The organism is Achromobacter sp. MUI-25009338 (assembly GCF_057359325.1).
Window position 1 is genome coordinate 1,740,584 of record NZ_CM170627.1, and the last position, 25,565, is coordinate 1,766,148.

The window sequence follows — 25,565 nt, forward strand, 5'->3', positions numbered from 1 at the left end:
CGTTTGCTGGCCCGGCGCGGATCGCCCTGGAGGCCGCGCCATGAACCCACCCGAGAACAACGACCCAGACTTCGCCCGCAAAGAGGTCACGCGCAGTATTGCGCGCGCGCTGTGGAAGTACCGCCGCCGCACGGCCGCGGCGGTGGGGCTGCTGGTGGCGGCCAAGCTGCTGATGGTGCTGGTGCCAGTGGTGCTCAAGCTGATCGTGGATACGCTCGGCGCGCCCGGCGCGCTGACGCTGCCCGTGTTCCTGCTGCTGGGCTACGCGCTGATCCGCTTCGGCGGCAGCGTGTTCACGGAGCTGCGCGACGTGGTCTTCGTGCGGGTGGCGCAGCGCACCGTGGCCGATTTCACCGTGCGCGTGTTCGAGCAGCTGCAGCGGCTGGGGGCGCGCTTTCACGGGGCGCGCCAGACCGGCGGCCTGGCGCGCGACGTGGAGCGCGGCACCGCGGGCGTGGGTTTCCTGCTGGGCACGGGGCTGTTCACGCTGCTGCCCACGCTGATCGAGATCGTGTCGGTGGTGCTGATCCTGGTGATGGGATACAGCGTCTGGTTCGCGCTCATCGTCACGGTCACGTTCGTGGCGTATTTCAGCTACACCACGGTGCTGGTGCGCAAGCGCGTCGGCTACCAGCGGCGGCTCAACGAGCTGGACTCGCGCGCCAGCGGCAGGATGGTGGACAGCCTGCTCAATTACGAGGCGGTCAAGGTCAACGCCAACGAAGCCCTGGAGTCCGAGCGCCTGTCGAAGGTGCTGCGCGAATGGACCGACGTCGGCATCCGCAACCAGCGTTCGCTGTCGCGCCTGCACGTCGGCCAGAGCGGGATCATCGCCTGCGGCGTGGCGGCGGTGATGCTGCTGGCGGGCCAGCAGGTCGTCAGCACGCAGATGAGCGTGGGCGACCTGGTGCTGGTGAACGCCTACATCATCCAGATCTGCCTGCCGCTGAACACGCTGGGGCTGATTTTCCGCCAGGCCAAGGAGGCCTTCGTCAACGCCGAGCGCGTGTGCGACCTGCTGCGCTATCCGCCCGAGACCGGCGACGATGCGCGCCTGCCGGCGCTGGAGCCGGGTGCGGGCGAGATCCGCTTCGAGAACGTGGGCTTCGGCTACCAGCCCGGACGCCAGATCCTGTGGGACATCGACCTGGCGGTGCCGGCGGGCACCACGCTGGCGGTGGTGGGCGGCAGCGGTTCGGGCAAGTCGACGCTGGCGCGCCTGCTGCTGCGCTTCTACGACGCCGACAGCGGCCGCATCCTGATCAACGGCCAGGACCTGCGCACCGTGAACGTGCGCAGCCTGCGGCGGGCGCTGGGCATCGTGCCGCAGGACACGCTGCTGTTCAACGAGACCATCGCCTACAACATCGCCTACAGCCGGCCCGAGGCCACGCGCGACCAGATCGTGCAGGCCGCGCGCGGGGCGCGGGTGCACGATTTCATCGAAAGCCTACCCGACGGCTACGAGACGCCGGTGGGCGAGCGCGGCGTGAAGCTGTCGGGCGGCGAGCGCCAGCGCATCGCCATCGCGCGGGCGATCCTGAAGAACCCTTCCATCCTGGTGTTCGACGAGGCCACGTCGGCGCTGGACACGCGCACCGAACGCGCCATCCAGGCCGAACTGGAACGGCTGTCGCGGGGGCGCACCACGCTCATCATCGCGCACCGTCTGTCCACCATCGTGCATGCGCACAACATCGTGGTGCTGGACCGCGGCCGCATCGTCGAGCAGGGCCGCCACGACGATCTGCTGGCGCGGCAGGGCATGTATGCGCAGATGTGGGCGCTGCAGCGCCAGCAGTCCGCGCTGGATGAAGCGCGCGACCGCGAAACGCGCCAGCCGGTCAACCTGATGGCCGTGGTGGCCGGGGTGCTGGACGCGCTGCGCGACGCCGCGCAGCAGAAGGGCGTCAACCTGTACACGCTGATCGGCAGCGAGGCCGCGCGCATCACGGGCGATCCCAGCTCCTTGCAGCAAGTGGTGTGGGACCTGTGCCTGCACGCGATCGCCGTCACGCCGCCAGGCGGACGGATAGAAATCCGCCTGCACCGCGAAGGACCGATGACGCGGCTGGCCGTGACCGACGGCCGCACCGCGCGCGCGGACGAAGAACCGCCCGCCGAAGCTGACGTTGCGCTGAACGTTCCCGATTCCATCCGCGCCGCGGCCGCGCTGGACCCGGCGCAACTGGCCGCGCGCGTGCAGCGCCAGGGCGGGGTCTTCCATAGCGTGTCCGCCGCCACCGGCGGGTTGACGTATTCCGTGGACTTTCCGGTGCGCGCCGTGGAGCCCGCGGAGATCCGTCCCGACATGCATCTGTCGACCTTGCAGGACGCCTACGTAATGGTGGTGGACGACCAGCCCGAAGCGCGCGAGATGCTGGCCGAAATACTGCGCGACAACGGCGCGCGGGTGGCCGAGCACAAGGATGGCGAGCAGGCGCTGGCGGCCTTCGAGGCCTTGCCGGTGGAGCAGTGGCCGCAGGTGCTGATCTGCGACCTGACGCTGGGTGACATCGACGGCTACGAAGTCGTGGGCCGCATCCGCGCGATGGAGGCCGAGCGCGGCGCGGCGCTGGCCCACCGGCTGCCGGCCATCGCGCTGTCCGGCCACGTCAGCCAGGAAGCGCGGCTGCGCAGCCTGCTGGCGGGATTCCAGGTGCATCTGTCCAAGCCGGTGGACCCCAACGAATTGCTGGCAACGGTCGGATCGCTGCTGCCCGCGAGGCGGTCGGGCACTTCTTACACGCGCGGGTAAGAAGTGCCGGGTACATCGCGCGGCCGTCCATCGCGCCCGCACAGAACCGTTTCGGCACATCACTTGCTTCTCTCCGATGCGTAAGCCTGCCAGCCGCCCGGCGGCTCGCGATTTCGCAACAGGGAGAAGACGATGAAGCAAGATCCAAGGCAAGCGCCGTGGCACGACGCCGACGACTACGACAGGGACCCCGGCCGGGAAGCGTCCCGCGGCGGCCCCTATCGGCCGGCTTCGCAGCGCGGATGGCGGCCAAGCGAGCCGGACCCTGACCGCGACCGCGACCGGTCCGGTCCCGCCGGACGCCGCGAGCCGTGGCGCGATCCGGCGCCGTCCTACGGCTACCAGGGCGAAGGCACGCGCAGCCCCGGCGCCCGCATGACCCGCGGCGGCCTGCGCAGCCGCAGCGCCGATCCGGGGCAGAGCAGCTACGGCGGCTTCAGCCGCGAAGATCCCTCGTTCCAGCGCCAGCAGGTCTACGGTTCGCGCGAGCCGTCCTATAGCGGGCCGACTTCCTACGGCGACGAGGAAGGCGGTTATTACGGGGACCGTCCCGTATGGGAAGACGAGCCCGATCTGTCGTTCGAGACCGCCGAGCGCGGCGGCTATGACCGCGGCCTGCAGGCCTGGCGCGACCGCGGTTCGCGGCGTATCGACCCCAAGGGCTATGTGCGCACCGACGAACGCGTGCGCGAAATCGTGTGCGAGTACCTGGCCCACAGCGGCCTGGACGTCAGCGACGTTTCGGTCAGCGTGTCCGAAGGCTGCGTGACGCTGGAAGGCACCGCGCCCGACCGCCGCACCAAGCATCGCATCGAAGACAGCGTGGACGCCTGCCCCGGCGTGCGCGACGTCGACAACCGCATCCGGATCGCCAGCCCAGGAGCCGCATCATGAAGAAAATCGCCCTCATCAGCGAACACGCATCGCCGCTGGCGGTCGCCGGCAGCGTGGACAGCGGCGGCCAGAACGTCTATGTGGCGCACGTGGCGCGCGAACTGGCGCGCGCCGGCGTGCAGGTCGACGTGTTCACCCGCAAGGACAATCCGGCGCTGGAGCCCGAACATGCCTGGCTGCGCAATGTGCGCGTGATCCATGTGCCGGCCGGGCCCGACACCTATCTGCCCAAGGAGCAACTGCTGCCGCACATGGACGCGTTCTCCGACTATCTGATGCACTACTTCGGCGCCCAGGCCCGCAGCTACGACGCCATCCACGCCAATTTCTTCATGTCGGCGATGGCCGCGCTGCCGGTTTCGCAGCGCTACGGCATCCCGCTGGCGGTGACCTTTCATGCGCTGGGCAAGGTGCGCCGCCAGCACCAGCAGGAGGCGGACCTGTTTCCCGACAGCCGCTTCGACATCGAGGAAGAGATCATCCGCCGCGCCGACCGCATCATCGCGGAATGCCCGCAGGACCGCCGCGACCTGATGGAACTGTATGGCGCCGACCCGCGGCGCATCGCCATCGTGCCCTGCGGCTACGACGCCGCCGAGATGATGCCGCAGACCCGCGCCAGCGCGCGCGCGGCGCTGGGCTGGGACGACGGCGCGTTTACGCTGCTGCAGCTGGGCCGCATGGTGCCGCGCAAGGGCGTGGACAACGTAATCCGCGCGCTCGGCCGGCTGCGCCGTCGCCACGGCGTGGACGCGCGGCTGTGCGTGGTGGGCGGCAATACCGACGACGCCGACGAAACCGCGACGCCGGAGATCGGCCGGTTGCGCCGCATCGCCGAAGAGGAACAGGTGGCGCCGTGGGTGGAATTCACCGGCCGCCGCCATCGCGAAGCCCTGGCCACTTACTACAGCGCCAGCGACGTGTTCGTGACCACGCCGTGGTATGAGCCCTTCGGCATCACGCCGGTCGAGGCGATGGCCTGCGGCCGTCCGGTGGTGGGTTCGGACACGGGCGGCATCCGCAGCACGGTGGTGCATGGAAAGACCGGCTTTCTGGTGCCGCCGCGCGACCCCGACAGCCTGGCCCGCCGGCTGGCCGAGCTGGCCGTGGATTCGACGCTGAGGGCGCGCATGGGCGAGGCCGGCAGGCTGCGCGCGCGCCGTCTGTACACCTGGAAGCGCGTGGGCGAGGATCTGCTCGCCATCTACCGGCAGATGGAGCCGGGCGCGACGCAGGCGCTGCGCCACGCCGCGCGCATCGCCGCCTGAAGGAGGCCGACATGCATGAATACGAAACCCTGGACGGACGCGTGGTGCTGGTGACCGGCGGCGGCAGCGGACTGGGCGCGGCCCTGTGCGAGATGCTGGCGCGCGAAGGCGCGCGCGTGGCGGTGGCCGACATCGACGAGCAGCGCGCGCACGCGCTGGCTTCCCGGCTCAAGCAGGACGGCGCCGACGCGATGGCCTGCATCATGGACGTGGGCGTGGTGGCCGACGTGCGCGACGGCCTGGACGCCGTGGTGCGCCAGTTCGGCAAGCTCGACGCCATCGTCAACAGCGCCGGCGTGGACGTGACGGCGCCCATCGATCAGCTCGACGCGGACGTCTGGGAGCGCGTGCTGCGCACCAACCTGACCGGCCCGTTCCTGATGGCCAAGCTGGGCAAGGACCGGCTGACGCCGGGCGGCCATATCGTGAATATCGCGTCCACGGCGGCGCGCCGCGCCTGGCCCAACGCCAGCGCCTATCACGCCAGCAAGTGGGGCTTGATGGGCCTGTCGCATGCGTTGCACGCCGAATTGCGCGGCGCCGGGCTGAAGGTCAGCGCGGTGATCGCCGGCGGCATGCGCACGCCGTTCCTGCTGGACCGCTTTCCCGACATCGACACCGGCACCTTGCAGGACCCGGCCAACGTGGCGCGCGCCGTGCGCTTCGTGCTCACGCAGCCGGGCGAGACCGTGGTGCCGGAAGTGATGGTGCTGCCCATGAAGGAAACGTCATGGCCCTGAGGCCCGCCGTATTCCTGGACAAGGACGGCACGGTGCTGGCCGACGAGCCCTACAACGTCGATCCCGGCCGCATGGCGTACGCGCCGCAGGCGTTCGCGGGCCTGGCGCGCCTGGGCGCGGCCGGCGCCGTGCTGGTCGTGGTGAGCAACCAGCCGGGCGTGGCCAAGGGCCTGTTTCCGGCCTCGGCGCTGGAGCCGGTGCACACCCGGCTGGCCGCCATGTTCCGCGCGGCCGGCGCGCACCTGGACGGGTTCTATTGGTGTCCGCACCATCCCGACGGCGTGGTCGAGGGCTACGCCGGGGCCTGCGATTGCCGCAAGCCGCGGCCCGGGCTGCTGTTGCGCGCCGCGCGCGAACTCGGCCTGGACCTGCGGGCGTCCTGGCTGATCGGCGACATACTCGACGACGTCGAAGCCGGCAATCTGGCCGGCTGCCGCAGCATCCTGCTGGACGTGGGGCACGAGACCGAATGGCGCGCCGGCCCGCAGCGTGTGCCGTTCGGCCGCGCGCCCGACCTGGATGCCGCCGCCCGCATCGTGCTGGCCGCCGCGGCCGGGGAGGCCTGAGATGGCCTGGGACTGGCGCGAATGTCCGCACGTGCTGTGCGTGCGGCTGGACAATATGGGCGACGTGCTGATGTGCAGCCCCGCGCTGCGCGCGCTCAAGCAAAGCGGCGCGCGCCGCCTGTCGCTGCTGACTTCCACGGCGGGGGCGCGGCTGCAGCCGCACCTGCCCGACGTGGACACCGTGCTGGCCTACGACGCGGCCTGGATCAAGAACGACACGCAGGGACGCGAGCAGGACGAGCGCATGATCGCGCGGCTGCGCGCGCTGCGTCCGGACGCGGCGGTGATCTTCACCGCCTACAGCCAGAGCGCGCTGCCGGCCGCGCTGCTGTGCCATCTGGCCGGCGTGCCGCGCGTGCTGGCCCACAGCCGCGAGAATCCCTACCGCCTGATCACGGAATGGGTGCGCGAGACCGAGCCGCAGGCCGGCATCCGCCACGAAGTTCGGCGCCAGCTCGACCTGGTCGCCAGCATAGGCGCGCGCTGCGCGGACCAGCGCATGTCGTTCCAGGTGCGCGCCGAGGATCGCGAATCGCTGCGGCACAAGCTCGACCACGAAGGCGTGACCGAGACCGGCGGCTGGATCTGCGCGCATGCCGGGGCCAGCGCCGCATCGCGGCGCTACCCCGCGCAGCAGATGATGCAGGCGCTGGTCGGCCTGCGCGCCGAAGGCCGCCGCGTGCTGCTGCTGGGCGGGCACGAGGACCCGGCGCTGGAGGATGCGCTGGCGCACGCGCGCCGCCTGCTGCCCGGCCTGATCGACCTGTCCGGCCGCCTCACGCTGGGCGAACTGGGCGCGGCGCTGGAGGCGGCCGCCGTGCTGATCTGCAACAACAGCGGTCCGGCGCACGTCGCGGCCGCGCTGGGCGTGCCCGTTGTGGACCTGTACGCCCTGACCAATCCGCAGCACACGCCCTGGCAGACCCCCGCCCGGGTGCTCAACCGTGACGTGCCTTGCAAGTACTGCTATCGCAGCGTCTGCCCCGAAGGCCACCAGGCCTGCCTGGCGGGCGTCGAGCCGTCCAGCGTCGCCGAGGCGGCGCGCGAACTGATGGCCGCGACCGGCAGGGCGCGCGCCGCCCAGGAGGAATTCCCATGTTCACTTTAGGCATCAACGCGGCCTACCACGATTGCGCCGCGGCGCTGGTCGCCGACGGCGTCGTGCTGGCGGCGGCCGAGGAAGAGCGCTTCACCCGGGTCAAGCACGGCAAGCGCCCGGTTCCCTTCACCACCTGGCAGCTGCCGTACTACGCCATCGACTACTGCCTGTCGGCGGCCCACATCAACCTGCGCGACGTGGATCACATCGTGTATTCCTACGATCCGGCGCTGCTGGCCGAAGGCCGGCCGCCCGGCGCGGACATCCGCCTGCCGCTGGAGCCGTCGCGCGCCGGCGCGGGCGAGGAAGGCAAATCGCCCTGGGACCCGCTGTTCCTGTCGTACCTGGTGAACGCGCCGCGCCAGCTGCTCGACGGCGCGCCCCATCACCTGAAATCGCCTCGCTTCGACGGCCTGACGCTGCAGCACATCATGGACCGCTGGGTCTACCTGGACCATCACCTGTCGCATGAGGCCAGCGCCTTCCTGGCCGCGCCCTGCGCCGAGTCCGCGGTGCTGACCATGGATGGCCGCGGCGAGCGCACGACCACCAGCTACGGCAATTTCAGCAACGGCGAGTACGCGCGGCTCAAGCAGATCGACCTGCCGCATTCGCTCGGCCTGCTGTACGAAGAGGTCACCAGCTATCTCGGCTTTCTGCACTCCAGCGACGAGTACAAGGTGATGGCGCTGGCCTCTTTCGGCAAGCCGACGCTGCGCAAGGAGTTCCGCGAGATCCTGCAGCTGGAGGAAGAGGGCGGCTACTCGCTGCATCCGGCGCGCCTGGCCGAGCGCTTCGGCCCGCCGCGGCGGCGCGGCGCGCCCTTCGAAGAGCGCCACAAGAACATCGCCAGTTCGCTGCAGTACGTGCTGGAGGAAACCGCGCTGCACATGGTCCAGTGGCTGCACGAAAAGACCGGCGCGGCCAACCTGAGCATGGCGGGCGGGGTGGCGCTGAACTGCGTCATGAACGCGCGCATCGCGCGCGACGGCCCGTTCGACAGCGTCTGGGTGCAGCCGGCCGCGGGAGACGCCGGCACCGCGCTGGGCGCGGCCCTGTACGTGGACTACCACCGGCGCGGCGGCAAGCGTGAATGGACGATGGAGCACGCGTACCTGGGGCCGTCCTATCCGGACGAGGAGATCGAGCGCTTCCTGTATGCGTCGCGCCTGGATTTCCGGCGGCTGGACGACGTGGCCGGCGAGGCCGCGGCCCTGCTCGCGCAGGAGAAGATCCTGGGGTGGTTCCAGGGGCGCATGGAATTCGGGCCGCGCGCGCTGGGCGCGCGCTCCATCCTGGCCTCGCCGCTGGACGGCGCCATGCAGGCGCGGCTCAACGGGCTGAAGGACCGCGAGGACTTCCGCCCGGTCGCCCCGGTGGTGATGGAAGAGCGCGCGGCCGAGTGGTTCGACGGCCGCGGCGGCTCGATCTGCGCGCCGTTCATGCTGTTCGTCTATGACGTGCTGGCGCACCGGGCGCAGCAGATTCCGGCGGTGCGGCACATAGACGGCACGGCGCGGGTGCAGACGGTGCGGCGCGACCAGAACCCGCGCTACTACGACCTGCTGGCCGCGTTCGAGCGGCTGACCGGCGTGCCGGTGCTGGTCAACACCTCGTTCAACACCCGCGGCGAGCCTGTGGTCTGCACGCCGCGCGACGCCGTCGAATGCTTCTGGACCTCGCCGCTGGACGCGCTGGTCATCGGCCCCTACCTGATCGAGAAACCCCGATGAGCCGCGTCCCCGCCCAGCCCCAGGTATCGGTCGTCGTGCCCACGTACAAGCGGCCGGACCTGCTGGCGCGCTGCCTGGAGGCCCTGGCGCGCCAATGCTACGCCCTCGACGACTACGAAGTGCTGGTGTGCGACGACGCGGCCAGCAGCGCCACCGAGCGCCAGGTCGGCGAACTGCGCCAGGCCTGGGGCAACCGGCCGGCGCTGCGCTACCTGCCCGTGACCGGCACGCGCGGCCCGGCCGGCGCGCGCAACCTGGGCTGGCGCAGCGCCAAGGCGGAGATCATCGCGTTTACCGACGACGACACCATCCCCGAGCCGGAATGGCTGGGCAACGGCGTGCGCGCGCTGGCGCCGCAGCTGGCGGCCGTGGCCGGCGCCACCGAGATGCCCATCCCCGACCCGCCCAGCGACTACGAACGCGACGCGGCCGGCCTGACCCGTTCCGAATTCATCACCGCCAATTGCTTCGTGCGGCGTTCGGCGCTGCTGGCCGTGGGCGGCTTCGATCCGCGCTACGCCATGGCCTGGCGCGAAGACTCCGACCTGCATTTCGCCTTGCTGGACCACGGCCTGAAGGTGCGGCGCGAGCCGCGCGCGCGGGTGCTGCATCCGCTGCGCGGCCAGCGTTTCGCGGCCGGGCTGGGCATGCAGAAGAAGGCCATGTACGACATGCTGCTGCGCCGCAAGTATCCGTCGCTGTACCGGCGCCGCATCCGTTCCACGGCCTGGCGCTATTACCTGGTGGTGGCGGCGGCCTTTGTTTCGGCCGTGGCGCTGGCCGCGCTGGGCCATGTGCAGGCCGCGCTGGCGGCGGCGGTGCTGTGGGCCGGGCTGAGCGTGAATTTCTTTGTCCGCCGCCTGCGCGGCACGCGCCGCGGCGTGCGCGAGGTGATCGACCTGGCCGTAACGTCAGCCTGCATTCCGCTCTTGTCGATCTGGTGGCGCTGCGTGGGCTGGGTCCGCTACGCGGGCGTGCGCAGCGCCGGGAGGCGCGCATGACGCCGCTGCTCGATCCCGCCTCTCCGCCGGCCAGCATCGCGGTGTTCCGCGCGCTGCAGCTGGGCGACATGCTGTGCGCGGTGCCCGCCCTGCGCGCGCTGCGGCGCGCATTTCCGCAGGCGCACGTCGCGCTGGTGGGGCTGCCCGGCGCGCGCGAATTCTGCGCGCGCTTCCACGCCTATGTGGACGAACTGATCGAGTTCCCCGGCATCCCGGCGTTTCCCGAGCAGCCGGCGCGGCCGCAGGCGCTGCCGGCGTTCTTTCGCCGCATGAGCCGCAGCGGCTACGACGTGGCCCTGCAGATGCATGGCAGCGGCGCGCGCTCCAATCCGCTGGTCGAACGCCTGGGCGCGCGCCGCTGGGGCGGCTTCGTGGCCGAGGCCGCGGCTGAGATCCCCGGCCAGCGCCTGGCCTGGCCCGACGGCCTGCCCGAGCCGCGGCGCTATCTGGCGCTGCTGCGCCATCTGGGCCTGGCGGCCGAGGACGACGGCCTGGAGTTTCCCATCGGCGAAGCCGACCGGAACGAGGCGCGGCGCCTGCTGCGCGAGCACGCGCTGGACCCGGCTAGGCTGGTGCTGATGCACGTGGGCGCGCGCCTGCCGTCGCGGCGCTGGCCGCTGGAGCGCTATGCGCAGGTCGCGCAGGCGCTGGCCGGGCAGGGCTGGCAGGTCGCGCTGACCGGAACCGAGGCCGAACGCGGCATGACCGCCGAACTGCGGCGGCGGGCGGGCGTGCCGCTGGCCGATCTTTGCGGCGCGACCGCGCTGGGCGGCCTGGCCGCGCTGGTGGCCGGCTGCCGCCTGCTGGTGTGCAACGACACCGGCATCTCGCACGTGGCCGCCGCGGTCGGCGCGCGCAGCGTGGTGATCGCCTGCGGCAGCGATGCGGCGCGCTGGGCGCCGCTGGACCGGCGCCGCCACGCGGTGCTGGCGGCCGACGCGCCTTGCCGGCCGTGCGCCTACGAAACCTGTCCGATCGGCCATCCCTGCGCCCTGGCCGTGAGCGTGCCGCAGGTGCTGGCCTGCGCGCGGGCGCAACTGGGGAGGGTTGAACCATGATGCCGACAACAACGCCGCGCGCCGCGCGCCGCCTGCGCATCCTGACCTGGCACGTGCATGGCAATTACCTGTATGCGCTGGGCCACGTGCCGCACGATTTCATCGTGCCGGGGCTGCCCGGCGGCCCGCCGGGCTATGGCGAACTGGGCCGGCGCATCCCGTGGACCGGCAACGTGGTCCAGGTGCCCGCGCAGGACCTGCGCTCGCTGCGCTTCGACTGCGTGCTGTACCAGTCGCGCCAGAACCTGGACGACGCCCGGCTGCTGCTGGACGACGAGCAGCGCGCCTTGCCCTGCGCGTATCTGGAGCACAATCCGCCGGCCCCGCATCCCACCGACAGCGTGCATCCGTTTCGCCACGAGCGCGGCCTGACCGTGCACGTCACCCCGTACAACGCGGCGATGTGGGACTGCGGCGACATGCCGGTGCGCGTGGTCGAGCACGGCGTGCCGCCGCCCGCGGCGCACTACGACGGTTCGCTGGCGCGCGGCGTCGTCGCCATCAACCATCTGGCGCGGCGCGGCAGGCGCATCGGGCTGGACCTGTTCGAGGACATGCGCGCGCGCACGCCGCTGGACCTGATCGGCATGGGGGCGGAGGAACTGGGCGGCCTGGGCGAGGTGCCCAATATGGAAGTCGGCGCCTTCATGGCGCGCTACCGGTATTTCTTCAGCCCGATCCGCTACGCCAGCCTGGGGCTGTCGCTGGTGGAAGCCATGCTTTGCGGCGTGCCGGTGGTGGGCTTCGCCGCGACGGAACTGCCCACCGTCATCAGAAGCGGGGAGAACGGCTACGTGGACACCCGTCCCGAGCGGCTGGCGCAGGCGGCGCGCGCGCTGCTGGAGCAGCCCGAGCTGGCGCGGCAGTGGGGCGCCCGGGGCCGCGAGACCGCGCTGGCGCGATTCGGCATGGAACGATTCGTGTCCGACTGGGTGGACGTCTTCGATACGATCCTGGAGGCTGCATGATGGACGATACTGTACGGACCGGCCGCGCGCTGGTCGCCGGCGGAGCCGGCTTTCTGGGCTCGAACCTTTGCGCCCGCCTGCTTGCCGACGGCTGGGAAGTGGTGTGCGTGGACAATTTCCAGACGGGGCGGGCGCGCAACCTGGCCGGCTTCGCCGACCAGCCGCGCTTTTCGTGCCTGCGGCATGACGTGGTCGAACCGCTGGCCGGCATCGAAGTCGACCGGATCTACAACCTCGCATGCCCGGCCTCGCCGGTCCACTACCAGGCCGATCCGCTGAAAACGCTGCGTACCTGCGTGCTGGGTTCCATGCAGCTGCTGGAGCTGGCGCGGCGCTGCGGCGCCCGCGTGCTGCAGGCCTCGACCAGCGAGGTCTATGGCGACCCGCTGGAGCATCCGCAGCGCGAGGGCTACTGGGGCCACGTCAACCCGATCGGGCCGCGTTCCTGCTACGACGAGGGCAAGCGCTGCGCCGAGACCATTTTCATGGAGTACGCGCGCCACGAAGGCGTGGTCGTGAAGATCGCGCGCATCTTCAACACCTACGGTCCGCGCATGGCGCCCGACGATGGCCGCGTGGTGTCCAACTTCATCATGCAGGCGCTGGCCGGCCAGCCGCTGACCATCTATGGCGACGGCACGCAGACGCGCTCCTTCTGCTATGTGGACGACCTGATCGACGGCCTGGTGCGGCTGATGGAAAGCCCGGCCGAGATGGCGCGGCCGGTCAACCTGGGCAATCCGGCCGAACTGACCATGCTGCAGATGGCGGACATGGTGCGCGTGCTGACCGGCGCGCAGGTGCCGCTGGTGCACCGCAACCTGCCGGTGGACGATCCGACCCAGCGCTGCCCGGACATTTCGCTGGCGCGGCGCTGCCTGGGCTGGTGGCCGCGCGTCGACCCGGCCGAGGGCATCGCGCGCACGGTGGCGTACTTCAGCGCGGAACGGGAGCTGACGGCGCGCGCGCGCCGCCGGCCGCCGGACACGGCGGCGTGGCGGCAGCTGTACGCGCCCGGTTCCCTGGCGCGCCGCTAGGGGCAGGCGCATGGCCGCTTCCAGACCGCCGCCCGAACCGGGGCCCGACGACGTCGACCCGCAGCAGCGCCCCAGAACGCTGAAGGCCTGCCGGCGCTGCGGGCTGTGGCGCAACGCCACCCAGCCCGTGCCCGGGGCCGGCGCGCGCCGCGCCGCCATCATGCTGGTGGGCGAACAGCCGGGCGACAAGGAAGACCTGGCCGGCCTGCCGTTCGTCGGACCGGCCGGCGCGTTGCTGGACCGGGCCCTGGAACAGGCGGGCGTGGCGCGCGAAGCGGTCTACCTGACCAACGCCGTCAAGCATTTCAAATGGCAGCTGCGCGGCAAGCGCCGCATGCACAAAACGCCGGCGCAGGCCGAGATCCAGGCCTGCGCCTACTGGCTGGACAAGGAACTCGAAACCGTCCGGCCGCGCGTCATCGTGGCCCTGGGGGCGACCGCGCTGGGCGCCGTGGTGCGCGACCGCGGCCAGACCCTGGCGGCGGCGCTGGGCCGCACGCTGGCGCGCGACGGCATACCGGTGCTGGCGTCCTACCATCCCTCGTACGCGCTGCGCAATCCGGACGAGCAGGGCCGCCAGGCCGTGTACCGGACCATCGTGGACGCGCTGGTCCGCGCCAGGAAGCTGGCCGGCGGCTAGCGTCCGGTCCGGCGGAAATCCGCGGCATTCGGAAAAAAGTACCGACAGGGTGGAATATCTGCGCCGCTCAGTCGTCCTCCTCCAGCGTGGAGGCGTCTCCCTTGTTGGCGTCGGACGCTCGGATCACGCTGAATTCGCCGGTGGTCTCCAGATACGCCCGGTGGACCTCCGACAGGCTGGCCACGCCCTTGAGGCGCAACTGCTCCATCAGTTCGCTGCGCGTGATGTGTTCCTGCTTCAGGCCCTTGGCCAGCACGCGGCCGGATTTCACCAGGCAGACCCGCTGCGGTTCGAGCAGGCGACGCAACGGCGGGATGTAATAGCTGAGACGGTCCAGCAGATAGCTCCAGCCCACGATGGTGGCGACCACGATGATGCCGTCGCCCATCGAGTAGGAGTCCCCCGACATGGCGTTGCCGGCGGCGTCGGCCACCAGCACCAGCACCAGCATATCGGCCATGCCCAGAGAACCCAGGTCGCGCCTGCCGGAAATGCGCAACAAGGCGTAAAGCACCCAGTACATCGTGGTGCCGCGTATCAGCATTTCGACGAAGCCGGCCTGCAGCGCGAAGATTTCGATGAACTTGTCCATGGCGCAGCCCAAGCAAGCGCCGTGCCGGGAGGGGCTTGCGGGCATGGGGCTTGCTGCCTGGACACCATCCGGCATATCCGAGGAAGTCCGCCATGAAACCCAAAGACAGCAAGCCCAATCCGTCGGCCGACGACACCGCGCGCGAAACCCAGGCCAGCCACCGCGACGTGCAGAACCGGACCAAGAAGGAAGGTCACGTCAGCCAGGTCGGCACCGGCCAGGACCAGCAGAGCCAGCGCAACCGCGGCGGCGGCGCGCGCAGCAGAAGCTAGCGCAGCGTATCGAGAAACGCCGCGATATCGCGCGCGTCCTGCTCGCTCAGGCCCAGGTCCGGCATGGCCGACCCGGGCTTGATGCTGTCCGGCGCAAGCAGCCAGCGCTGCATATTGGCCTGCGTGTTGGGCAGGGTCCCGGCGATGTAGGGGCGGCCGGCGATGCCGGCCAGCGGCGGTCCCACGTGATGGTTGGCGCCCGCCACGCCGGGTATGGCGTGGCAGGTGGCGCATAGGTATTGCTGCAATGCGTCGCGCCCGGCCGCGGCGTCGCCCACGCGCGGTGCGACCGCTTGCGGGCGCGCCGTCGGACCGGCGGCGTCGGCCTGCGCCCGGTAGTCGCGCGGCGACAGCGCCGGCAGCACGCGCATGAACGCCACCACGTCCCAGATTTCGGCATCCGTCAGGCGGTAGCGCCAGGCCGGCATGCCGGTCATCCGGATGCCTTCGCGCACGATCCAGTAAATGTCGGCGGCCGGGCGCTCGCGCGCGCTGCCGACCAGCGCGGCGGGAGCCGGGTTCAGCCCCAGCGCATAGGGCTCGGGCGCGACGCCCGGCGCGCCGTGGCACTGCACGCAATGGGCCTGGTAGAGCGCCAGGCCGTTGCGCGCGCGGACCGGATCGTCCAGATCGGGGACTTCGATGTCCGCCGCGCGCCGTCGCACCGCCTGCATCTGCGTAATGTCGAGCAGGCGGTGCACGGCGATGGTGTGCGAGGCGGTGGCGCTGACGTCGTACCAGCCCCAATAGACGGCGGCGGCGCCCAGGCAGGCCCCGCCGGCGGCGCCGGCCAGCACGGTCAGGGCGGCGAATTTCCAGTTTTTCATGGCGCGCGTCCCCCGGATGAGGCGGGGGCCAGCAGAAACGCGGCGATGTCCGCGGCCTCGGCCGGCGTCAGGTCCATGTCGGGCATGGCGGTGCCCGGGTTGAAGGCGGGCGGGTCCAGCAGCCAGCGCGCCAGATTGGCCGGCGTGTTGGGCAGCGCGCCGCCCAGATAGGCGCGCCGCGCCAGGTCCTCCAGCGGCGGCCCGACGTTCGAGCGCGGCCCGCGCACGCCGGGGACGGTGTGGCAGGCGACGCAGCCGCGCGCGGCCACCAGGCCGCGGCCGCGCGCCGGGTCGGCCTGCGCCGCGGCGGGGCCGGCCGGCGCCAGCGGCGGACGTCCGTCCTCGCACCCGGCCAGCAGCGCGAGGGCGGCGGCGCCCAAGAGCGCGGCGATGGGGCGGGCATGAGCTTGCACGGCGGGCCTCCTGGCTGGCGCGTCCAGCAAGTCTTATGCCCCGTGCGGCGGGCACGCCGCGTGCTGGGCACGGCCGGCGCGGCGTCCGCCTGCGGCTGCTCGCGTCTTGGCCGGACTTCCGCTTTCTCATATGGCGCCCATCATTGCCTTCCTGCTTGCCGTCGCGCTGCCGGCCGCGTCCCGGGCGCAGACCCATTCCGTGCTGCAGCCGCAGGGCGAGGACGCGGCCCGCATCGCCGAAATCGGCTGGGTGCTGTACCTGGGCGCCGCGGCGATCTTCGTGGCGGCGGCGCTGCTGCTGGGGCTGGCGATGTACGGTCCGGCGCGGGCGCGCCGTCTGTTGGGCCGCCCGGCGCTGATCGTGGCCGCCGGCGTCGCGTTTCCGACGGCGGCGCTGACGGCCCTGCTGGTCTACGCCTTGCAGGCGGCCGCCGCCATGGCGCGCGGACCCGAGCCGGCCCTGCGCATCGAAGTGGCGGGCGAACTGTGGTGGTGGCGCGTGCGCTACCGGGACGCGGGCGGCGGCCTGCTGTTCGAAACCGCCAACGAGATCCGGATTCCGGCCGGCGTGCCGGTGGAGTTCCTGCTGCGTTCCGACAACGTGATCCACAGCTTCTGGGCGCCCAGCCTCGCCGGCAAGCTGGATCTGGTGCCCGGGCGCGTCAACCGGCTGCGCGTGCTGGCGCCCGGGCCCGGCGTGTTCCGCGGTTTCTGCGCGGAGTACTGCGGCGCCCAGCACGCCAATATGCGGTTCGAGGTGCAGGCGCTGGAGCCGGCGCGTTTCGAGCAATGGATGCAGGCGCAGCGCCGCCCGGCGGCCGCGGCCGCGCCGGCGCTGCGCCTGGGCGAGCGCGTGTTCCAGCGCGATTGCGCCCAGTGCCACGCGGTGCGCGGCACGGCGGCGGCCGGGACGCTGGGGCCGGACCTGACCCACGTGGGCAGCCGGCCCATGCTGGCGGCCGGCGCGCTGTCCAACAACGTGGGCGCGCTGGCGGGCTGGATCGCCGGCGGCCAGCACATCAAGCCCGGCAACCGCATGCCGGCCTTCGACCATTTGAGCGGGCCGGAACTGCGCGCCGTGGCCGGCTACCTGGACGGCCTGAAATGAGGCCGCCGCCCAATCCGCTGCCGCGCCCGGACGGCGAACTGCAGGGGCTGGAGCGCGCCTGGCGGCGTCCGACCGGCTGGCGCGCGCTGACGGTGGTGAACAACACTTCCATCGGACTGCTGTATATCGCCACGGCGCTGCTGTTCTTCCTGCTGGCCGGCGTGCTGGCCTTGCTGATGCGCACCCAGCTCGCCGTGCCGGACAACGCGCTGATCGGACACGCGCTCTACAACCAGCTGTTCACCATGCACGGCACCGTGATGATGTTCCTGTTCGCGGTGCCGGCGGTCGAGGCCGTGGCGGTGCTGCTGCTGCCCAACATGCTGGGCGCGCGTGACCTGCCGTTCCCGCGCCTGTCGGCCTACGCGTACTGGGCCTACGCCATCGGCGGCCTGGTGTTCTTTTGCAGCATATTCGTGGGGCTGGCCCCGGACGGCGGCTGGTTCATGTATCCGCCCTTGACCAGCACGGCGTATTCGCCGGCGCTCAACGCCGACCTGTGGCTGCTGGGCATAGGCTTCATCGAGATCTCGGCGATCGCCGGCGCCATCGAGCTGGCGGTGGGCATTCTGCGCACCCGCGCGCCCGGCATGACGCTGGACAAGATGCCGGTGTACGCCTGGGTGATGCTGGTGTTCTGCGGCATGGTGATCGTCGCGTTCCCGGCGGTGATCGTGGCCACCGCGCTGCTGGAGCTGGAGCGCGCGTTCGACCTGCCGTTCTTCATCGCGCAGCGCGGCGGCGAGCCGTTGCTGTGGCAGCACCTGTTCTGGTTCTTCGGCCATCCCGAGGTCTACATCATTTTCCTGCCGGCCTCCGGCATGGTGTCGATGATCGTGCCCGCCATGACCGGCGCGCGGCTGGTGGGCTATCCGCTGGTGGTGGCGGCCGTGCTGGGCACGGGATTCCTCAGCTTCGGGCTGTGGGTGCACCATATGTACGCCACCGGCATTCCCGAGCTGCTGCTCGACGTCGCGTCGGCGGCCAGCATGGCGGTGTCGGTGCCGACCGCCATACAGGTGTTCGCCTGGATCGCCACCATAGCCGCCGCGGTGCGCCTGCGCCCGCTCAGGACGCCCATGCTGTTCATCCTGGGCTTTTTCTTCACCTTCGTGCTGGGCGGGCTGACCGGAGTGATGGTGGCCGTGATCCCGTTCGACCTGCAAGTGCACGACACCTATTTCGTCGTCGCCCATCTGCACTACGTGCTGTTCGGCGGCATGGTGTTCCCGCTGTTCGCGGCGTTCTATTACTGGATGCCTTTCGTCAGCGTCCGGCCGTTGTCGGAACGCCTGGGGCGCTGGGCCTTCTGGCTCATGTTCGTCGGCTTCAACCTGGCGTTTTTCCCCATGCACTTCACCGGCCTGGCGGGCATGCCGCGGCGCGTCTACACCTATGCCCAGAGTCAGGGATGGGAGTTGCTGAACCTGGCCTCGACCGTGGGCGCCTACCTGATCGCCGCCGGCGTGCTGGTGTTCCTGGTCGACGTGGCGCGCAACTGCCGGCCCTCGCTGGGGGCGGCCGCCGGCAACGTATGGGGCGCGGGCACGCTGGAATGGCTGCCCAGCGCGGCCTACGGCATGCGCAGCGTGCCGCTGGTCAGCAGCCGCGAACCCTTGTGGGACCAGCCCGGCCTGGCGGAAGAGGTCGAAGCCGGCCACCACTTCCTGCCCAACGCGCCGGCCGGCCTGCGCTCGACCCTGGTGACCACCGCGCTGGACGCGCGGCCCGACTATGTGCTGGCGCTGCCCGGGCCGGCCTGGTCGCCGCTGCTGGCCGCGCTGGGCACGGCCGGTTTCTTCCTGTTGCTGACATTCAAGCTGCCGCTGCTGGCCACGGCCTTCGGCGTGCTGGCCGTGGCCGCGCTATGGCGCTGGCTGTGGGACGCCGACACCGGCGCGCCGCTGGAGGTGGACGTGGGCGCCGGCCTGCGGCTGCCGCTGAGCTGCCCCGGCAGCGCCTCGCATTCCTGGTGGGCCATGGTCATGCTGGTCATGGTCAGCGCCAGCATCTTCGCTTCACTGGTCTTCGCCTACCTGTTCCTGTGGGCGGCCGACCGCGAAGCGTGGGGGCCGGCAGGCAGGCCGCCCGAGGCCGCTTCGGCATGGCTGGCGGCCATACTGCTGGCGGGCTCCGGCGCATTCGTGGCGCTGGCCCGGCGCGGACTGCGCAAGGGAAGGCTGGCGCAACTGGGCTGGAGCCTGCCGCTGGCCGGCCTCCTGCTGGCGGCCTCGGCCGGGCTGGACCTGTACGCGCATTGGGGCGCCGGCCTGCGGCCGCAGGCCTCGGCCTACGCCGCGTCGGTCTACGCGGTGGCCGGCCTGCAGGCGGCGTTCGCGATCGTTTCGCTGGCGATGGGCGCGTTTACGCTGGCGCGCGCGCGGGCCGGCCGGCTGAGCGCCGAACGGCCCGCCTGCCTGGACAACACGGCCATCATGTGGCTGTACTCCGTGGCCCAGGGTTTGCTGGCCCTGGCGCTGGTGCATGCCTTTCCCCGGCTGGGAGGCTAGCGTCCAGGCGGCGTTGCGCAGCCTCGCGACGACGGTCGCGCACGCGGGCACGCGGTTTGCTGGATGGGGCAGTCCGCAACCCGATCGCATCGCAAGGAGGACGTAATGACCAGTACCGATGTAGACATGGAGCAGTGCATCAGCCGCTGCCTGGAGTGCTATCGAAGTTGTCTGCAGACGGCCTCGCAGCACTGCCTGGAGGCCGGCGGCGCCCATGTCGAGCCGGATCACTTCCGGCTGATGATGGCCTGCGCGGAAATCTGCCGCGCGGCCGCCCACACCATGCTGATCGGCGTCGAGCAGCACGGCCGCGTCTGCGCGGCCTGCGCGCAGCTGTGCAAGGCCTGCGCCGAAAGCTGCGCCGGCCTGGACGGCATGGACGAATGCGAGCAGGCGTGCCGCCAGTGCGCGCAGGCCTGCGAAAAGATGGCGTAGTGCAACCTGGGGATAGGCCCCGCATAGGAGAAAGGCAATGGAGCAACAAACCAATATCGTCGGCGGTCCCAAGCAATCGGCCACCGGCCCGGGTCCCGAAATCATGGCGGCCGACACGCTGGAAGGCAATGACGTGTACAACGCCGCCGGCGAAGAGCTGGGCTCGATCAAGGACATCATGATCGACGTGCCGCGTGGCCGCGTCGCCTACGCGGTGCTGTCGCGCGGCGGGGTGCTGGGCATGGGCGACAAGCTGTACGCCATTCCATGGTCCGCCTTGACGCTGGATACGGACCGCAAGTGCTTCATCCTCAATGTCGACAAGGAAGTGCTGAAGAACGCGCCGGGTTTCGACAAGGACAACTGGCCCAGGATGGCCGACGAAAGCTGGGCGCGCGACCTGCACCAGTACTACAAGCAGGACCCCTATTGGTAGGCAGGCGGTTGCGGCGGGGCGGCGGGGCCGCCCCGCCTCGTTATGTGTACCAGGCGCTCGGGCAGCGCCAGCGCGATGTCCGCGGCCTCCAGCTCGCGCATGATGCCCAGGTTGATCTCCTGCTGGATATCCATGTAGCGGTTGTAGTCGGCCGTCATCACGTAATAGACGGCTTCGTACTCCAGCGCGTTGTCGCCGAAGCGCGCCAGGTGCGCGCGGTCGAAGCGGGTGTCCGGCTGGCGCTCGATCTGCGCGCGTATCAGGCCGGGCACCGCGGCCGCGCGCTCCACGTCCGTCTGGTAGGTGACGCGCACGGTAAAGACGATGCGCCGTTGCTGCATGCGTTTGTAATTCTGGATCGTCTGCTTGAGCAGCTCGGTGTTGGAGCAGACGATCTGCTCGCCGCCCAGGCTGCGGATGCGGGTGGTCTTCAGGCCGACGTGCTCGATGCTGCCGGCGACCTGGCCGAACACGATGAAGTCGCCCGCCTCGAAGGGCTTGTCCAGCCCGATCGAGATCGACGCGAACAGGTCGCTCAGTATGGTCTGCACGGCCAGCGCGACCGCCACGCCGCCTATGCCCAGGCTGGCCACCAGCGCGGTGATGTTGACCCCGAGGTTGTCCAGCATGGCCAGCAGGGCGACGATCCACACCAGCGTGCGCAGCAGAAAGCGGAACAGCGTGGCCGTGACGGTATTGACCTGTCCGCGCGAGGCCAGCGCCTGCTCCAGCCCCACGTCCACCGCCCGGTCCAGCCACAGCGCGAGCTGCAGGGCCAGCACCACGAACCACAGGTGCTGGGCGTTGCGGCCGCTCCAGGGCATGGGCGCGGCGGCGATTTCGGCGCTGATCAGTATCGCCATCACCAGCAGCACGAAATGGCTGGTGCGCTGCAGAACCTGGGCCACGGCGCGCATCAGCGGCCTGGCGGCGGGCCGCTGCAGGCGGGCGCGCAGCAGGCGCAGCGCCGCGCCGATCGCGAAGAACAGCGCCGCGCCCAGCGTGAGAGCGAAGGCCCAGCGCAACAGCGGATGATCGGAAAATGCCGGGATGCCGGAAAGCCAGTCTGCGTACATGCCCGTCGGCGCAGCAAGCGCCGTGCCGCCGGGGCGGGGCGCGGGCGGGCATGCGGCTTGCTGTTGCGCACGAAAGCGGCATTCCCGCCGTTCGGAGCATGGCCATGAACCCACTCGAGCACAATGCGACGGCCCCGCCCGCCGCCGACGCCGTCGACCTGAGCGAGGGCGAACGCAGGGCGCAGCGCACGCTCAAAGCCGCCCGCCGCCTGCTGGTCCCGGAGGAGCAGGCGGCTGAAGCGTCCTCGACCGAGGCGGAGCTGAGGCAATATGTGCAGCAGGCCTACCGCCGCAGGTTCTAGGCCGCGGTCAGCCGGGCGGTTCATCCCATACGGAGGTGCGCCGGTATTGTTCGGCGCGGGCCAGCGTGCGATAGAAGTCCGCGCCGGCCTGCACCAGGCTGTCCAGCTCCTCGGGCCGCAGTCTGGGGGCGAGCTGCGCCAGGCACTGGGCGTAATTGGCCAGCACCTCGGGCCATTCATGAAAGCTCCGATCGGCCGCTGGGGTGGCGATCATCTGTGCCAGTAGTTCCTCACGATCCATATACGTGTCCCGCGGCTAGCCCGTTGTCATTCACGCCCGCTGTCCGCGCGCCGGCGCTTCCCCATGGAAGCGGTCCGGCCGGACCGGCGCTTACTTCTTGGCAGCGTTGAAGCGCTGCTGCAGGGCTTGCGCGGCTTCGAGGTGCTGCTGGAGGACCGGCAGGGTCTGCGTGGCGAACTGCTTGACGTCCGGGTCCTTCGCCTCGTTGGAGGCCTCCTCGAACTCCTTGACCGCGTCCTGGTGCGCGGAGACGCCGATTTCATCGACGTAAGCCTTGTCGAAGCTGTCGTCGCGCAGGCCCAGCGCCTTGAGTTTGGCCTGCTGCACCAGCGAGGGATCGGTCGGCGCGTCGTAGCCCTTGCTCTTGGCCAGCGTGGCCAGTTCCTGGCCGGCCTTGCCATGCTCGTTGATCATCTTCTGGGCGAACGCCTTGACGTCCGGGTCCTGGGCTTTTTCGAGGGCAAGCTTGCTGCCGGCGATTTCCAGGTTGCCGGCCTGGGCCGCGTTTTCCAGGAAATCGCGGTCGGCGCTGTCCAGCCTGGCTTCCGGCGCCGTCGGCGGGGCCGTGGGCGCGGTCTGCGCCTGCGCCGCGTGGGCCGCGGCCAGCGTCAGCGAGGCGAGAAGGGTGGCTGTCAGGTGGCGGGTTTTCATGTGAACCTCCATATGAGGGCGCAGTGCGCCGATGGGACAGGAGTGCCGCCGATAGGCCAGCAATCGCTGTGCCTGGAGGCACCTGCGCTTCAGCGCGGCGGGGCGGCTCCAACCAGTTCGGCGTAGTGCTCGGCCAGCCGGACCAGGGCGTAGCGGGCGCTGGCCTCGCGGATGGCGTTGCGGCTGCCGTCGAAGCGCCGGGTTTCGGTGCGCACGGCCGGCGCCGCGTCGGCTGCGCCAGCCTTGAATACCCACGCGAAGCACTGCGTGCCGGCGGGGATCTCGCCATCTATGCCGTCGGTGACGCCGGTGTTCGAGATGGCCACCCGCGCCGGGCTGCGCTGCGCGGCGCCCAGCGCCATTTCCCTGGCCACCGCCTCGCTGGTCAGGTTGTGCCGCGCCAGCGTGCGCGCCGATACGCCCAGGCAGCGCATCTTGGCCTCGGGCGTATAGACCACGAACGCGCAATCGAGCAGCGAGCCGGCCCCGGGCACGTCGGCCAGCGTGGCCGCGATCAGCCCGGCGGTGCACGACTCGGCGGTAACCAGCGTCAGCGCGTGCTCGCGCATGAAGACGGCGACGCGTTCGATCGTATCCATGGCGGCCGCGCTAGCCGCCGTTGCGCACCGGATCGGGCGGGCGGCGCGACACGCCGGCGCGCTCCGCGTCGGTGACGTGGTCGGTCTCGATGTCCGCGCCTTCATGGCCGCGGTCGCGCGGATTGGCGCTTTCGCGATCGCCCGTGCCTTGCGCGTCGCTGTCGGTATGGACCAGCTCGCGCGGCAGGTCGCTGGCCGAGTCCGACGAATCGCTGGGCCCCAGGTCGGGCCGGCTGGATTCTTCGATCTCGGGGTCTGGCAGGGAGGGGGCGGGCGTTCGGGGCATGGCGGGTCTCCGGATAGGCTGGGTCCATCGCGCAAGCAGCAAGCGCCGTGCCGCGCTATTGGGGATTGCGTATCTGGATGTTGTTGCGGATCTCCTTCACGCCCGCCACGCCGCGCGCCGCGCCCACGGCGGAGGCCGCGCTGTCTTCGTCGTCGGCGAAGCCGCTGAGCTGGACCACGCCGCGGTAGGTCTCCACCTGGATGGTGTTCGACCTCAGGTTGGGCGTTTTCACCAGCGCCTCGCGCACGCGCGCGGTGGTGGCGACGTCGTCGGTGTACTGGCCGGTGCTGCGCTGCCCGTCCTGGGCCGCGCAGCCGCCCAGCGCCAGGGCCAGCATTGCCGCGCCCAGGCCTTGGAGTAGGGATGGTCTGACCATGAGTGACGCTCCTTAGTGCAGGGACGGCCGTATTGCCGTCGCCCGCCTGGCGAGCAACTCGCATACCCGCAGCCGGGCGCCGCCTGGGAAAAACCCGGATTCCTCTGGTTTTTATATCGTATTACGATCTTTTCAGCTTGATTTAAGCGAATGAAGGAGCGGGGATGGAATTGCTAGAACACCTCATGCAGGGGTTCTCCGTGGCGTTCACGCCAGAGAACCTGCTGTATGCGCTGCTGGGCTGCGTGCTGGGCACGCTGGTGGGCGTGCTGCCCGGGCTGGGGCCGGTGCCCACGATCGCCATGCTGCTGCCGATCACTTACGTGCTGCCGCCGGTCGCCGGCCTGATCATGCTGGCCGGCATCTACTACGGCACGCAGTATGGCGGGTCCACCACCGCCATCCTGGTCAACCTGCCAGGCGAGACATCGGCCGTGGTCACCGTGCTGGACGGCCACCAGATGGCGCGCAACGGGCGCGGCGGGGCGGCGCTGTCGCTGGCCGCCGTCGGTTCCTTCTTCGCCGGCACCGTGGCCACCATGCTGATCGCGGCGTTCGCGCCGCCGCTGGCCGAGGTCGCGTTCAAGTTCGGCCCGGCCGAGTACTTCTCGCTGATGTGCCTGGGCCTGGTCGGCGCCGTGGTGCTGGCCTCCGGCGCGCTGATCAAGGCGATCTGCATGATCCTGCTGGGCCTGCTGCTGGGCCTGGTGGGCACGGACGTGAACTCCGGCGTCGCCCGCTACGATTTCGGCATCCCGGAACTGCAGGACGGCATCAACTTCGCCATCGTCGCCATGGGGGTGTTCGGTTTCGCCGAAATCATGAACAACCTGGAGCTCAAGGACAAGCGCGTCGAGATCACCGACAAGGTCGGCTCGCTGTATCCGAACAAGCAGGAAATGCGCGAAGCCGCGCCGGCCATCGTGCGCGGCACGGCGGTCGGCTCGATGCTGGGCATCCTGCCGGGCGGCGGCTCGGTGCTGTCGGCCTTCGCGTCCTACACGCTGGAGAAAAAGCTCTCGCGCGAGCCGGAACGCTTCGGCAAGGGCCATCCGGCCGGCCTGGCGGGACCGGAGTCGGCCAATAACGCGGGCGCCCAGACGTCCTTCATTCCGCTGCTGACGCTGGGCATTCCCGGCAATGCGGTCATGGCGCTGATGGTCGGGGCCATGACCATCCATAACATCCAGCCCGGTCCGCAGGTCATGACCAGCCATCCGGACCTGTTCTGGGGGCTGATCGCCTCGATGTGGATCGGCAACCTGATGCTGGTGGTGCTGAACCTGCCGCTGGTGGGGCTGTGGGTCAAGTTGCTGAAAGTGCCTTACCGCATTCTGTTTCCGGCCATCCTGGTGTTCTGCACCATCGGCGTGTATTCGCTGAACTACAACACCTTCGATCTCTACATGACGGCGGTCTTCGGCGTGGTGGGCTATGTCTGGAGCAAGCTGAAGTGCGAAGGCGCGCCGCTGCTGCTGGGCCTGGTGCTGGGGCCCATGATGGAAGAGAACTTCCGCCGCGCGCTGCTGCTGTCGCGCGGGGATTTCCTGACCTTCGTGGAACGGCCGCTTTCGGCCTCGCTGCTGGGAGCGGCGGTGGTGCTGGTGGTGCTGGTGGCGCTGCCCAACATCCGCAAGAAGCGCCAAGAGGCCTTCGTCGAAGAGGATTGACGCGCCGGC

28 protein-coding genes are annotated in these 25,565 nt (G+C 70.5%); 19 read left to right on the forward strand and 9 right to left on the reverse strand.

The annotated features are described in order from the left end of the window. The first annotated feature begins 40 nt into the window (after window positions 1-40). The 12 genes from AC1IQ6_RS08300 (at window position 41) to AC1IQ6_RS08355 (ending at window position 13,762) form a co-directional block, all read left to right on the forward strand. Complete coding sequence (locus AC1IQ6_RS08300) at window positions 41-2,758, forward strand: ATP-binding cassette domain-containing protein (RefSeq protein WP_485866130.1); 2,718 nt, start codon at window positions 41-43, stop codon at window positions 2,756-2,758. 132 nt (window positions 2,759-2,890) lie between these two features. After that, window positions 2,891-3,652: a BON domain-containing protein gene (locus tag AC1IQ6_RS08305; protein ID WP_102772678.1), complete on the forward strand. Its 762-nt coding sequence runs from the start codon at window positions 2,891-2,893 to the stop codon at window positions 3,650-3,652. Then, window positions 3,649-4,920 carry a glycosyltransferase family 4 protein gene (locus tag AC1IQ6_RS08310; protein ID WP_111827175.1) on the forward strand — a complete coding sequence of 424 codons (1,272 nt, stop codon included), beginning with the start codon at window positions 3,649-3,651 and terminating at the stop codon, window positions 4,918-4,920. The genes AC1IQ6_RS08305 and AC1IQ6_RS08310 overlap by 4 nt, the downstream gene beginning before the upstream one ends. Window positions 4,921-4,931: 11 nt before the next feature. Beyond that, window positions 4,932-5,660 (forward strand): SDR family oxidoreductase, encoded by a 729-nt coding sequence (locus AC1IQ6_RS08315; protein WP_479731327.1) that lies wholly within the window; start codon window positions 4,932-4,934, stop codon window positions 5,658-5,660. Next, the gene (locus AC1IQ6_RS08320; RefSeq protein WP_102772675.1) at window positions 5,651-6,226 is read left to right on the forward strand and encodes a D-glycero-alpha-D-manno-heptose-1,7-bisphosphate 7-phosphatase; all 576 of its coding nucleotides are present in this window, start codon (window positions 5,651-5,653) and stop codon (window positions 6,224-6,226) included. Before AC1IQ6_RS08315 ends, AC1IQ6_RS08320 begins: the two co-directional genes overlap by 10 nt. Before the next feature lies 1 nt (window position 6,227). Next, the gene (locus AC1IQ6_RS08325; protein ID WP_102772674.1) at window positions 6,228-7,334 is read left to right on the forward strand and encodes a glycosyltransferase family 9 protein; all 1,107 of its coding nucleotides are present in this window, start codon (window positions 6,228-6,230) and stop codon (window positions 7,332-7,334) included. Next, window positions 7,322-9,058 (forward strand): carbamoyltransferase family protein, encoded by a 1,737-nt coding sequence (locus AC1IQ6_RS08330; protein WP_485866131.1) that lies wholly within the window; start codon window positions 7,322-7,324, stop codon window positions 9,056-9,058. Before AC1IQ6_RS08325 ends, AC1IQ6_RS08330 begins: the two co-directional genes overlap by 13 nt. Continuing rightward, the gene (locus AC1IQ6_RS08335) at window positions 9,055-10,059 is read left to right on the forward strand and encodes a glycosyltransferase family 2 protein (protein ID WP_485866132.1); all 1,005 of its coding nucleotides are present in this window, start codon (window positions 9,055-9,057) and stop codon (window positions 10,057-10,059) included. Before AC1IQ6_RS08330 ends, AC1IQ6_RS08335 begins: the two co-directional genes overlap by 4 nt. Then, window positions 10,056-11,117 (forward strand): glycosyltransferase family 9 protein, encoded by a 1,062-nt coding sequence (locus AC1IQ6_RS08340; RefSeq protein WP_485866133.1) that lies wholly within the window; start codon window positions 10,056-10,058, stop codon window positions 11,115-11,117. Before AC1IQ6_RS08335 ends, AC1IQ6_RS08340 begins: the two co-directional genes overlap by 4 nt. Further along, a complete protein-coding gene (locus tag AC1IQ6_RS08345; RefSeq protein ID WP_258231382.1) occupies window positions 11,114-12,085 on the forward strand; it encodes a glycosyltransferase in 972 nt (323 codons plus the stop codon). Before AC1IQ6_RS08340 ends, AC1IQ6_RS08345 begins: the two co-directional genes overlap by 4 nt. Continuing rightward, window positions 12,085-13,122 carry a UDP-glucuronic acid decarboxylase family protein gene (locus AC1IQ6_RS08350; RefSeq protein ID WP_102772871.1) on the forward strand — a complete coding sequence of 346 codons (1,038 nt, stop codon included), beginning with the start codon at window positions 12,085-12,087 and terminating at the stop codon, window positions 13,120-13,122. The genes AC1IQ6_RS08345 and AC1IQ6_RS08350 overlap by 1 nt, the downstream gene beginning before the upstream one ends. A gap of 10 nt (window positions 13,123-13,132) precedes the next feature. Continuing rightward, complete coding sequence (locus tag AC1IQ6_RS08355; RefSeq protein WP_111827181.1) at window positions 13,133-13,762, forward strand: UdgX family uracil-DNA binding protein; 630 nt, start codon at window positions 13,133-13,135, stop codon at window positions 13,760-13,762. 67 nt (window positions 13,763-13,829) lie between these two features. On the opposite strand, the gene AC1IQ6_RS08360 is transcribed toward AC1IQ6_RS08355, so the two are convergent. Then, on the reverse strand, window positions 13,830-14,354 hold the full coding sequence (locus tag AC1IQ6_RS08360) for a DUF421 domain-containing protein (RefSeq protein WP_485866134.1): 525 nt from the start codon (window positions 14,352-14,354) through the stop codon (window positions 13,830-13,832). Between the two features lie 92 nt (window positions 14,355-14,446). Here AC1IQ6_RS08360 and AC1IQ6_RS08365 point away from each other — a divergent pair, with 92 nt between their 5' ends. Further along, window positions 14,447-14,626 (forward strand): hypothetical protein, encoded by a 180-nt coding sequence (locus tag AC1IQ6_RS08365; RefSeq protein WP_102772667.1) that lies wholly within the window; start codon window positions 14,447-14,449, stop codon window positions 14,624-14,626. On the opposite strand, the gene AC1IQ6_RS08370 is transcribed toward AC1IQ6_RS08365, so the two are convergent. Together AC1IQ6_RS08370 and AC1IQ6_RS08375 are read right to left on the reverse strand one after the other, a co-directional pair. Continuing rightward, complete coding sequence (locus AC1IQ6_RS08370) at window positions 14,623-15,453, reverse strand: c-type cytochrome (RefSeq protein ID WP_485866135.1); 831 nt, start codon at window positions 15,451-15,453, stop codon at window positions 14,623-14,625. The two genes, AC1IQ6_RS08365 and AC1IQ6_RS08370, sit on opposite strands and share 4 nt — an antisense overlap. Further along, on the reverse strand, window positions 15,450-15,866 hold the full coding sequence (locus AC1IQ6_RS08375; protein WP_102772664.1) for a c-type cytochrome: 417 nt from the start codon (window positions 15,864-15,866) through the stop codon (window positions 15,450-15,452). Before AC1IQ6_RS08375 ends, AC1IQ6_RS08370 begins: the two co-directional genes overlap by 4 nt. A 130-nt stretch (window positions 15,867-15,996) precedes the next feature. Between AC1IQ6_RS08375 and AC1IQ6_RS08380 the strand changes: the two genes are divergently transcribed. The 4 genes from AC1IQ6_RS08380 to AC1IQ6_RS08395 all read left to right on the forward strand — a co-directional run bounded on the left by AC1IQ6_RS08380 (window position 15,997) and on the right by AC1IQ6_RS08395 (window position 20,355). Then, a complete protein-coding gene (locus tag AC1IQ6_RS08380) occupies window positions 15,997-16,974 on the forward strand; it encodes a cytochrome c oxidase subunit II (protein ID WP_485866136.1) in 978 nt (325 codons plus the stop codon). Further along, the gene (locus AC1IQ6_RS08385) at window positions 16,971-19,484 is read left to right on the forward strand and encodes a cbb3-type cytochrome c oxidase subunit I (RefSeq protein ID WP_485866137.1); all 2,514 of its coding nucleotides are present in this window, start codon (window positions 16,971-16,973) and stop codon (window positions 19,482-19,484) included. Before AC1IQ6_RS08380 ends, AC1IQ6_RS08385 begins: the two co-directional genes overlap by 4 nt. Window positions 19,485-19,589: 105 nt before the next feature. Next, window positions 19,590-19,919 carry a four-helix bundle copper-binding protein gene (locus tag AC1IQ6_RS08390; RefSeq protein WP_209166056.1) on the forward strand — a complete coding sequence of 110 codons (330 nt, stop codon included), beginning with the start codon at window positions 19,590-19,592 and terminating at the stop codon, window positions 19,917-19,919. A 37-nt stretch (window positions 19,920-19,956) separates the two neighbouring features. Continuing rightward, complete coding sequence (locus AC1IQ6_RS08395) at window positions 19,957-20,355, forward strand: PRC-barrel domain-containing protein (protein ID WP_102772660.1); 399 nt, start codon at window positions 19,957-19,959, stop codon at window positions 20,353-20,355. On the opposite strand, the gene AC1IQ6_RS08400 is transcribed toward AC1IQ6_RS08395, so the two are convergent. After that, window positions 20,346-21,431, reverse strand: a complete 1,086-nt coding sequence (locus AC1IQ6_RS08400; protein WP_111827187.1) for a mechanosensitive ion channel family protein — start codon at window positions 21,429-21,431, stop codon at window positions 20,346-20,348. The two genes, AC1IQ6_RS08395 and AC1IQ6_RS08400, sit on opposite strands and share 10 nt — an antisense overlap. A 104-nt stretch (window positions 21,432-21,535) precedes the next feature. Between AC1IQ6_RS08400 and AC1IQ6_RS08405 the strand changes: the two genes are divergently transcribed. Continuing rightward, window positions 21,536-21,733 carry a hypothetical protein gene (locus AC1IQ6_RS08405; protein WP_102772658.1) on the forward strand — a complete coding sequence of 66 codons (198 nt, stop codon included), beginning with the start codon at window positions 21,536-21,538 and terminating at the stop codon, window positions 21,731-21,733. A 7-nt stretch (window positions 21,734-21,740) separates the two neighbouring features. Here AC1IQ6_RS08405 and AC1IQ6_RS08410 read toward each other — a convergent pair whose 3' ends face one another. From AC1IQ6_RS08410 to AC1IQ6_RS08430, 5 genes are all read right to left on the reverse strand, one after another. Continuing rightward, window positions 21,741-21,947, reverse strand: a complete 207-nt coding sequence (locus tag AC1IQ6_RS08410) for a DNA-3-methyladenine glycosylase (RefSeq protein ID WP_308810270.1) — start codon at window positions 21,945-21,947, stop codon at window positions 21,741-21,743. A gap of 117 nt (window positions 21,948-22,064) precedes the next feature. Next, window positions 22,065-22,625, reverse strand: a complete 561-nt coding sequence (locus tag AC1IQ6_RS08415) for a DUF4142 domain-containing protein (RefSeq protein ID WP_485866138.1) — start codon at window positions 22,623-22,625, stop codon at window positions 22,065-22,067. A gap of 89 nt (window positions 22,626-22,714) precedes the next feature. Further along, a complete protein-coding gene (locus AC1IQ6_RS08420; RefSeq protein ID WP_485866139.1) occupies window positions 22,715-23,224 on the reverse strand; it encodes a CinA family protein in 510 nt (169 codons plus the stop codon). Window positions 23,225-23,234: 10 nt separating this feature from the next. Further along, on the reverse strand, window positions 23,235-23,510 hold the full coding sequence (locus AC1IQ6_RS08425; RefSeq protein WP_485866140.1) for a hypothetical protein: 276 nt from the start codon (window positions 23,508-23,510) through the stop codon (window positions 23,235-23,237). Between the two features lie 55 nt (window positions 23,511-23,565). Continuing rightward, complete coding sequence (locus AC1IQ6_RS08430) at window positions 23,566-23,886, reverse strand: BON domain-containing protein (protein WP_485866141.1); 321 nt, start codon at window positions 23,884-23,886, stop codon at window positions 23,566-23,568. A gap of 164 nt (window positions 23,887-24,050) precedes the next feature. Here AC1IQ6_RS08430 and AC1IQ6_RS08435 point away from each other — a divergent pair, with 164 nt between their 5' ends. Then, window positions 24,051-25,556 (forward strand): tripartite tricarboxylate transporter permease, encoded by a 1,506-nt coding sequence (locus tag AC1IQ6_RS08435; protein WP_102772652.1) that lies wholly within the window; start codon window positions 24,051-24,053, stop codon window positions 25,554-25,556. Window positions 25,557-25,565: the final 9 nt, after the last annotated feature.

Coding starts and splice junctions, on each gene's coding strand:
- AC1IQ6_RS08320 (WP_102772675.1), top strand. CDS start 5,651: ATGGCCCTGAGGCCCGCCGTATTCCTGGACAAGGACGGCACGGTGCTG.
- AC1IQ6_RS08335 (WP_485866132.1), top strand. CDS start 9,055: ATGAGCCGCGTCCCCGCCCAGCCCCAGGTATCGGTCGTCGTGCCCACG.
- AC1IQ6_RS08395 (WP_102772660.1), top strand. CDS start 19,957: ATGGAGCAACAAACCAATATCGTCGGCGGTCCCAAGCAATCGGCCACC.
- AC1IQ6_RS08380 (WP_485866136.1), top strand. CDS start 15,997: ATGGCGCCCATCATTGCCTTCCTGCTTGCCGTCGCGCTGCCGGCCGCG.
- AC1IQ6_RS08365 (WP_102772667.1), top strand. CDS start 14,447: ATGAAACCCAAAGACAGCAAGCCCAATCCGTCGGCCGACGACACCGCG.
- AC1IQ6_RS08420 (WP_485866139.1), bottom strand. CDS start 23,224: ATGGATACGATCGAACGCGTCGCCGTCTTCATGCGCGAGCACGCGCTG.
- AC1IQ6_RS08360 (WP_485866134.1), bottom strand. CDS start 14,354: ATGGACAAGTTCATCGAAATCTTCGCGCTGCAGGCCGGCTTCGTCGAA.
- AC1IQ6_RS08355 (WP_111827181.1), top strand. CDS start 13,133: ATGGCCGCTTCCAGACCGCCGCCCGAACCGGGGCCCGACGACGTCGAC.
- AC1IQ6_RS08435 (WP_102772652.1), top strand. CDS start 24,051: ATGGAATTGCTAGAACACCTCATGCAGGGGTTCTCCGTGGCGTTCACG.
- AC1IQ6_RS08400 (WP_111827187.1), bottom strand. CDS start 21,431: ATGTACGCAGACTGGCTTTCCGGCATCCCGGCATTTTCCGATCATCCG.
- AC1IQ6_RS08390 (WP_209166056.1), top strand. CDS start 19,590: ATGACCAGTACCGATGTAGACATGGAGCAGTGCATCAGCCGCTGCCTG.
- AC1IQ6_RS08425 (WP_485866140.1), bottom strand. CDS start 23,510: ATGCCCCGAACGCCCGCCCCCTCCCTGCCAGACCCCGAGATCGAAGAA.
- AC1IQ6_RS08345 (WP_258231382.1), top strand. CDS start 11,114: ATGATGCCGACAACAACGCCGCGCGCCGCGCGCCGCCTGCGCATCCTG.
- AC1IQ6_RS08315 (WP_479731327.1), top strand. CDS start 4,932: ATGCATGAATACGAAACCCTGGACGGACGCGTGGTGCTGGTGACCGGC.
- AC1IQ6_RS08430 (WP_485866141.1), bottom strand. CDS start 23,886: ATGGTCAGACCATCCCTACTCCAAGGCCTGGGCGCGGCAATGCTGGCC.
- AC1IQ6_RS08325 (WP_102772674.1), top strand. CDS start 6,228: ATGGCCTGGGACTGGCGCGAATGTCCGCACGTGCTGTGCGTGCGGCTG.
- AC1IQ6_RS08370 (WP_485866135.1), bottom strand. CDS start 15,453: ATGAAAAACTGGAAATTCGCCGCCCTGACCGTGCTGGCCGGCGCCGCC.
- AC1IQ6_RS08310 (WP_111827175.1), top strand. CDS start 3,649: ATGAAGAAAATCGCCCTCATCAGCGAACACGCATCGCCGCTGGCGGTC.
- AC1IQ6_RS08415 (WP_485866138.1), bottom strand. CDS start 22,625: ATGAAAACCCGCCACCTGACAGCCACCCTTCTCGCCTCGCTGACGCTG.
- AC1IQ6_RS08305 (WP_102772678.1), top strand. CDS start 2,891: ATGAAGCAAGATCCAAGGCAAGCGCCGTGGCACGACGCCGACGACTAC.
- AC1IQ6_RS08385 (WP_485866137.1), top strand. CDS start 16,971: ATGAGGCCGCCGCCCAATCCGCTGCCGCGCCCGGACGGCGAACTGCAG.
- AC1IQ6_RS08330 (WP_485866131.1), top strand. CDS start 7,322: ATGTTCACTTTAGGCATCAACGCGGCCTACCACGATTGCGCCGCGGCG.
- AC1IQ6_RS08300 (WP_485866130.1), top strand. CDS start 41: ATGAACCCACCCGAGAACAACGACCCAGACTTCGCCCGCAAAGAGGTC.
- AC1IQ6_RS08405 (WP_102772658.1), top strand. CDS start 21,536: ATGAACCCACTCGAGCACAATGCGACGGCCCCGCCCGCCGCCGACGCC.
- AC1IQ6_RS08340 (WP_485866133.1), top strand. CDS start 10,056: ATGACGCCGCTGCTCGATCCCGCCTCTCCGCCGGCCAGCATCGCGGTG.
- AC1IQ6_RS08410 (WP_308810270.1), bottom strand. CDS start 21,947: ATGATCGCCACCCCAGCGGCCGATCGGAGCTTTCATGAATGGCCCGAG.
- AC1IQ6_RS08350 (WP_102772871.1), top strand. CDS start 12,085: ATGGACGATACTGTACGGACCGGCCGCGCGCTGGTCGCCGGCGGAGCC.